At 66.9% G+C, this 6053-nt stretch carries 7 protein-coding genes; 2 read left to right on the plus strand and 5 right to left on the minus strand.

Features of this window, described 5'->3' with window-relative positions:
* The first annotated feature begins 232 nt into the window (after positions 1-232).
* Positions 233-709, plus strand: a complete 477-nt coding sequence (locus tag JCM9942_RS09650; protein ID WP_054659306.1) for a hypothetical protein — start codon at positions 233-235, stop codon at positions 707-709.
* 1 nt (position 710) lies between these two features.
* On the opposite strand, the gene hmgA is transcribed toward JCM9942_RS09650, so the two are convergent.
* The 3 genes from hmgA to hppD are packed head-to-tail and all read right to left on the minus strand — an operon-like array spanning position 711 to position 3662.
* A complete protein-coding gene (gene hmgA, locus JCM9942_RS09655; protein WP_054659308.1) occupies positions 711-2015 on the minus strand; it encodes a homogentisate 1,2-dioxygenase in 1305 nt (434 codons plus the stop codon).
* Positions 2016-2055: 40 nt separating this feature from the next.
* Entirely contained in the window at positions 2056-2520 is a 465-nt protein-coding gene (locus JCM9942_RS09660; protein ID WP_054659310.1) for a hypothetical protein, read from the minus strand.
* Positions 2521-2552: 32 nt separating this feature from the next.
* Positions 2553-3662, minus strand: coding sequence for a 4-hydroxyphenylpyruvate dioxygenase (hppD, locus tag JCM9942_RS09665; protein WP_425478340.1), 1110 nt, complete (start codon positions 3660-3662; stop codon positions 2553-2555).
* Positions 3663-3787: 125 nt separating this feature from the next.
* On the opposite strand from hppD, the gene JCM9942_RS09670 reads away from it, so the two are divergent.
* Complete coding sequence (locus tag JCM9942_RS09670) at positions 3788-4282, plus strand: MarR family winged helix-turn-helix transcriptional regulator (RefSeq protein WP_054659311.1); 495 nt, start codon at positions 3788-3790, stop codon at positions 4280-4282.
* 13 nt (positions 4283-4295) lie between these two features.
* On the opposite strand, the gene JCM9942_RS09675 is transcribed toward JCM9942_RS09670, so the two are convergent.
* The gene (locus JCM9942_RS09675) at positions 4296-5408 is read right to left on the minus strand and encodes a hypothetical protein (protein ID WP_054659313.1); all 1113 of its coding nucleotides are present in this window, start codon (positions 5406-5408) and stop codon (positions 4296-4298) included.
* Positions 5409-5547: 139 nt separating this feature from the next.
* Positions 5548-6053 (minus strand): thioredoxin family protein (locus tag JCM9942_RS09680; RefSeq protein ID WP_054659315.1); only part of this gene is annotated, 506 nt, incomplete at its 5' end.

A 6053-nucleotide genomic window follows, 5' to 3' on the forward strand; every position in this document is an offset into this window, starting at 1 on the left:
CACGCTGCCGGTTGCCGACGGCGATGCGGTCGGCTCGGACGGGCGTTCACAGGCCGCCGGCAGCGCGAGGAGGATCAGCGAAAACAAGGCGACGCGGTTCATATGGCAACTCCGGGCAGGTCCTGGCGGAGTCTAGCGACCGCACCGGCCGCGCCAGGTGAGCGACGCCCTGTCATGGTGCTTTCACCGGCGACCGCCAGGCTCATCTCCTTCCGCGCCGCGTCGAGTCCCCATGCAGCCGCACAAGACCGAACTGGGCCATGCCGAACTGCACACACCCTCCGGCGCGCTGGACCTGCGCCAGCGGCGGGCGCTGATCCTGTGTGATGGCAAACGTGATCTGGACGAGCTGCGCCTGCTGCTGGGCAGTGACGCGGCCACACTGATCGCCGGGCTGCAGCGCGAGGGCTATCTGGCCACGGACCGCCCCGCTCCTGCCGAGCCGCACCGCCGCTCGCTGCTGGCCGCACGCATCTATGTGCTGGATATCCTGGCCCTGCAGCGCCATCCCACCGCCACCCAGCTGCACCGGGTGCTGCAGGCCGCGCGTGAGGATGCCGACACCGTGCAGGCGCTGACGCTGGCCCTGCGACACCTGCCGACACTGACTTCCGAAGGCTACACGCAGCGGGTGCAGGCGCGCCTGCGTGAAGTGCTGCCGCAGGCGCAGCTGGCAGCGGTGCTGGAACCGGCACCGCTGCCGGCGTGAATCACCCCCGGGGCGGGGTGAAGTGGTTGCGCAGGCCGCTCCAGCAGGCCTGGTAGCCACGCTGGCGATGCGTCGCGGCCACCGCCTGCTCGCTCGGGCAGATCACCCCGCGGGTTTCGAACATGAAGGCCATGGTGTCGGTGATCACATCCGGCCTGGACAGATCGGCATGGGAAGCCTTGTCGAAGGTGGCCGCATCCGGGCCGTGGCCGGTCATGCAGTTGTGCAGCGAGGCGCCACCGGGCACGAAGCCCTCGGCCTTGGCGTCGTAGGCGCCGTGGATCAGGCCCATGAACTCGCTGGCGATATTGCGGTGGAACCACGGCGGGCGGAACGTGTCCTGCGCCACCAGCCAGCGTGGCGGGAAGATCACGAAATCCAGGTTGCTGGTGCCCGGGGTGTCGCTGGCCGAATGCAGCACCAGGAAGATCGACGGATCCGGATGGTCGTAGCTGATCGAACCGATGGCGTTGAAGTGGCGCAGGTCGTAGCGGTACGGCGCGTAGTTGCCGTGCCAGCCGACCACGTCCAGCGGCGAGTGGCCGATGTCCGCGCGCCACAGCCGGCCCTGGAACTTGGCGACCAGCTCGAACTGCCCTTCAAGGTCCTCGTAGGCGGCCACCGGGGTTTCGAAATCGCGCGGATTGGCCAGGCCGTTGCTGCCGATCGGCCCCAGGTCCGGCAGCTTCAACTGTGCGCCGAAGTTCTCGCAGACATAGCCGCGCGCCTGCCCGTCGGGCAGCTCCACGGCAAAACGCACGCCGCGCGGGATCACCGCGATCTGCTGCGGCTCGATCTCGATCAGGCCCAGCTCGGTGCGCAGCCGCAGCCGGCCCAGCTGCGGCACGATCAGCAGCTCGCCATCGGCGTTGTAGAACCAGCGGCCGCGCATGTCCGTGTTGGCCGCATACATATGGATGCCCGCGCCGCTGTGCGCCGCAGGCCCGCCGTTGCCGCCCATGGTGTACAGGCCTTCGATGAAATCGGTGGGCGTGGTGGGCAACGGCAGCGGATCCCAGCGCAGCTGGTTGGGCGATACCGCCGCGTGGCTGAACTCGCCATGCAGGTGCGGCTGCACGAACGGCGTGAATTCGCCGTGCATCGCCGCCGGACGGATCCGGTACAGCCAGCTGCGGCGGTTGCTGCCGCGCGGAGCGGTGAAAGCGGTGCCGGTCAGCTGCTCGGCATACAGGCCATGGGCCACCCGCTGCGGCGAATTGCGTCCCACCGGCAGCGTGCCGGGTACGGCCTCGGTGGCGAACTCGTTGCCGAATCCGGACTGGTAGGCGGTATTGCTCTGGGACATGGCTGCGCTCGCTTGGATGGGCCGGACGGGAGGGGTGGTTTCAGGTCAGCTGACGCCGGGTCGCCGGTTCGATCAGCAAACCCAGTTCTCCGGCAAGTTCAAGAATGCGCGGGCTGTCGTGGCGACGGACGATGAAGGCGTAGAGGTTGTCGTCGAACGGATTGCCCCACAGCAGTATCTCGTAGGGGGTCGGACGGGCGGCCAGCTGCCCGTCCAGCCACTGGAAATACTCCGCCGCCGACAGCGCCTGGTGGGGCATTGCCGGCAGCGGGTTGGCGAACTGCTCGCTGATCTCCTCGTGCAGTTCATCGAGCTTGTCACCGATGGCGAGGTAATCGCCCAGCTCGGCCAGGACCGCGAACTGCATGAACGCCGCCGGGCTGTCGCCGTCGATCCAGTCCAGCTCCGGATCCATCGGCGAGGCCTTGATCCTGGACACGCAGGCGGCCAGGTCCTTGCCTTGCAGGTCGTCACAGGTCAGCAGGGTGATCAGCTCGGTCAGCATCGCGCGTTTCTCGGGGGAAGGGGCCGGTAACGTTACAGCACGCCGCGCTTGATCTGGTCGCGCTCGATGCTCTCGAACAGCGCCTGGAAGTTGCCTTCGCCGAAGCCTTCGTTGCCCTTGCGCTGGATGATCTCGAAGAAGATCGGGCCAATGGCGTTGGTGGTGAAGATCTGCAGCAGCTTGCGCTGCTTGGTCTCCGGATCGGCATCGATCAGGATCTTGTTCCTGCGCAGACGCTCCACGTCCTCGCCGTTGTCCGGGATGCGCAGGTCGACCACGTCGAAATAGGTGTCCGGCGTGTCCAGGAACTGGATGCCACGCGCGCGCATCGCCTCGACCGTCTCATAGATGTTGTCGGTGAAGCAGGCGATGTGCTGGATGCCCTCGCCCTTGTAGGCGTCCAGGTATTCGTTGATCTGGCTCTTCGGATCGGAGGACTCGTTGAGCGGAATGCGCACGATGCCATCCGGTGCGGTCATCGCCTTGGACACCAGCCCGGTCTTGGCGCCCTTGATGTCGAAGTAGCGGATCTCGCGGAAGTTGAACAACCGCTCGTAGTAGTCCGACCACTGCTGCATGTTGCCCAGGTACAGGTTGTGGGTCAGGTGGTCGATGAAGGTCAGGCCGAAGCCGGCCGGGTTCTGCTCGGCGCCTTCGATGGGCTCGTAATCGGTGTCGTAGATGCTGCCGGCGGCGCCATAGCGGTCCACCAGATACAGCATGCAGTCGCCGATGCCCTTGATCACCGGCGCCGGCACCGCGCGGGTGTCGGCCAGCAGGGTCACTTCCTCGGCGCCGTTGCCGATGGCCGCGGCCAGCACCTCGGCCGCCGGCTTGCCGAAGCGGATCGCGAAGCCGCAGGCGCACGGACCGTGCTTGGCGGCGAAATCGGCGGCGAAGGAATCCGGCTCCTCGTTCACGAGGAAGTTGACGCCGCCTTGACGGTAGACGGTAATAGCACGCTGCCGGTGGCGGAGCACGGCAGTGAATCCCATGTTCTGGAAGTAGTCGTGCAGCTGGGCACCCTGCCCGGCCGGTGCGGCAAACTCGACGAACTCGAACCCGTCGATGCCCATCGGGTTTTCGAAGGTGGTGACCTGCATGCCCAGATTGGGCGCGTGGGTGGCGCTGGGGGTATTCATGAGTTGGCTCCGGAAGCAGGGCAGTCGCCGGTCACCGGCGAGCTAGACAGGAAGGCCCGCCCGAACGGGGGCCTGGACCGAAGGTTATAGTTTCACATGAAACCACCATCAAGGTGCACTGCAGCATGAGCTCTTCCGATTACAGCAAGTCCACCAGCATCCGTGCCTCGCACGTGTTGCTGGATCTCGAGCAGTTCCTGCCTTACCGCATCAGCGTGTTGTCCAACCGGGTCAGCGGCAACATCGCCCGGCTGTATGGCGAGCGCTATGGCCTGGCCATCCCCGAATGGCGGGTGATCACGATCCTGGCGCTGTACCCGGGTTCCTCGGCCAGCGAGGTGTCCGAGCGCACGGCGATGGACAAGGTCGCGGTCAGCCGCGCCGTGGCGCGCCTGCTGGAACGCGGTTTCATCAAACGCGAGACCCACGGCGATGACCGCCGGCGCTCGGTGCTGGCGCTGTCGGCGGCCGGCTTCGAGGTCTACGAGACCATCGCACCGCTGGTGATCGAGATGGAACGGCGCCTGATGTCGGTCCTCACCGAGGAGGAAGAACAGGGGCTGGAACGCCTGATCACGCGCCTGGCCGAGGCCGGCCTGGCACGCATGAACGAGGCTTGATCGCCATCGGCGATCAGCTCAGGTACTTGCGTCGCGCATAGATCCATGGCGCGGCCAGCGCGGCGATGGCGCCTCCGGCGAAACCCAGCGCCGAAGCCACCGCGGCCGCTTCGATCTGACCGGGCAGGGCCAGTGCTGCGATCACCAGCAAGGCCGCCGGCAGGCCGATGAACGAAGCCAGGAAAAAGCGCCAACGCGGTACCCAGGTGTGCAGCTGCATCAGACTTGCGCTGGCCCAGGCCTCGCCGGCTTTGCCACGTCTTATTTTGTCCACCAGTTTGACCAGATCGACCTCGACCACGCCACGACCGCCGCGCATCCGCGCCAGCTCGGCGCCAACGTCGGCCGGTTCCGGCCACTGCGCCGGCCAGGGCTGTGGCGCGACGACGCCATAAGCGGTCAACACCGGCAAGGTCAGCGACGGGGCCGACAGCGCACGCAGTCGGCGGTTGTCCAGCACGCACCAGATCTGCGTCATGCCATCGACCGTCACCTGGTACAGCGCCAGTTGCGCCGCTTCCGGATATGCCAGCGTCGTCACCCGCGCGGCCATCGACTCGACGCCCAGCGCGCGCAGGAAGCCGACCCGGCTGCGTCCCTCCTGCGCCCAGGCCAGACCGAGCGGCGAGAGCAGCATCACTTCGGCCTGATCGGCGCTGCCTGCCGTTGCCCGCTCGTCGGCCGCCAGATAGACCGCCAGCGATTTCGGCTCGGCCACCTCGGCCCGGCTCCAGCGGTGCGATTGGCCAAGCAGGAATTTCAGTGGCACCCGCGCCGGCACGGTCTCGCTGCGCACCGCATCGGAGGCGAACGGCAGCACCGAGGCGACGAAGGCACGCAACTCGTTGCCCGGGTGCGCGCTCCATTCGGCCGGCAACAGGCCGGACAGCAGGCCGTCGCGTACCAGCGCATCGATCCGTTCTTTCTGTTCGACCAGCCGGGTGATCGCCGACTGCAGCATGATGTTCGGCGGTGAGGCGGCCAGCGGCAGGCGGTAGCGCGGCACTTCCTGCGGCATGTCTGGCGTTTCATCCAGCAGTGCTTCCACCGTCGGCAGGTTCACACCGGCGGCCTCGGCAGTGGCGGATTCGTCAAGCGCATCAACAGGAGGCGGAGCAGCGTGCATGCGGATAGGGCCGGCGTCCCCGGCCGGATGCCGGGCTATCTTTCCGATAGCGGCCGGGGTGCACGGAAATGAAGCCCCGGCGTGCCCCAATAAAAAACGGCGCCCTGCGGCGCCGCTGTTGCTGACGGTTACCGCATGCCTAGGGCGTGGCAGGTGGGGCCCACTGGCGGAGGAACGCCTCGAAGCGCGCGCGATCGTAGCCCTTGCCTTTTTCCAGCTCGCCGGTGAACTGCGAGTGCAGCAGCCGGCCGTCGGCGTCGAGCACGAACAGGTGCGGATAGCCGGTAATCCCGGGGAAGCGCGACAGGAACGCGATGTTCTCGTTGTCCTCGCTGTAATTGACCTTCATCCACACGTAGTTGGCATCGCGGAAGCGGCGCAGCTGCGAATCGCCTTCCATGAAGGCGTCGAGCAGGTGGCACCACGAGCACCATTCGCCACCGACATCCAGGATGATGCGCTTGCCACCACGCTGGGCTTCGACCTTGGCCGTTTCCAGATCGGCGAACGGATCGCGCGCCGGGTCGAACTGCGCATTGAGCCCGGCCACCGCGGCGATATCCGCCGCGGCAGGGGTATTGCCCGAAGCCACCGGCTGGCGGATATCGGCCACCGGCGGCTTCTGTTCGGAGGTGTCCAGCGGCT

Source organism: Stenotrophomonas pictorum JCM 9942, assembly GCF_001310775.1.
Classification (GTDB): domain Bacteria; phylum Pseudomonadota; class Gammaproteobacteria; order Xanthomonadales; family Xanthomonadaceae; genus Stenotrophomonas; species Stenotrophomonas pictorum.

Bases quoted from the DNA above. Each gene is read 5' to 3' on its own strand.
- JCM9942_RS09650 (WP_054659306.1), top strand. From the start codon at position 233: ATGCAGCCGCACAAGACCGAACTGGGCCATGCCGAACTGCACACACCC.
- hmgA (WP_054659308.1), bottom strand. From the start codon at position 2,015: ATGTCCCAGAGCAATACCGCCTACCAGTCCGGATTCGGCAACGAGTTC.
- JCM9942_RS09660 (WP_054659310.1), bottom strand. From the start codon at position 2,520: ATGCTGACCGAGCTGATCACCCTGCTGACCTGTGACGACCTGCAAGGC.
- hppD (WP_425478340.1), bottom strand. From the start codon at position 3,662: ATGAATACCCCCAGCGCCACCCACGCGCCCAATCTGGGCATGCAGGTC.
- JCM9942_RS09670 (WP_054659311.1), top strand. From the start codon at position 3,788: ATGAGCTCTTCCGATTACAGCAAGTCCACCAGCATCCGTGCCTCGCAC.
- JCM9942_RS09675 (WP_054659313.1), bottom strand. From the start codon at position 5,408: ATGCACGCTGCTCCGCCTCCTGTTGATGCGCTTGACGAATCCGCCACT.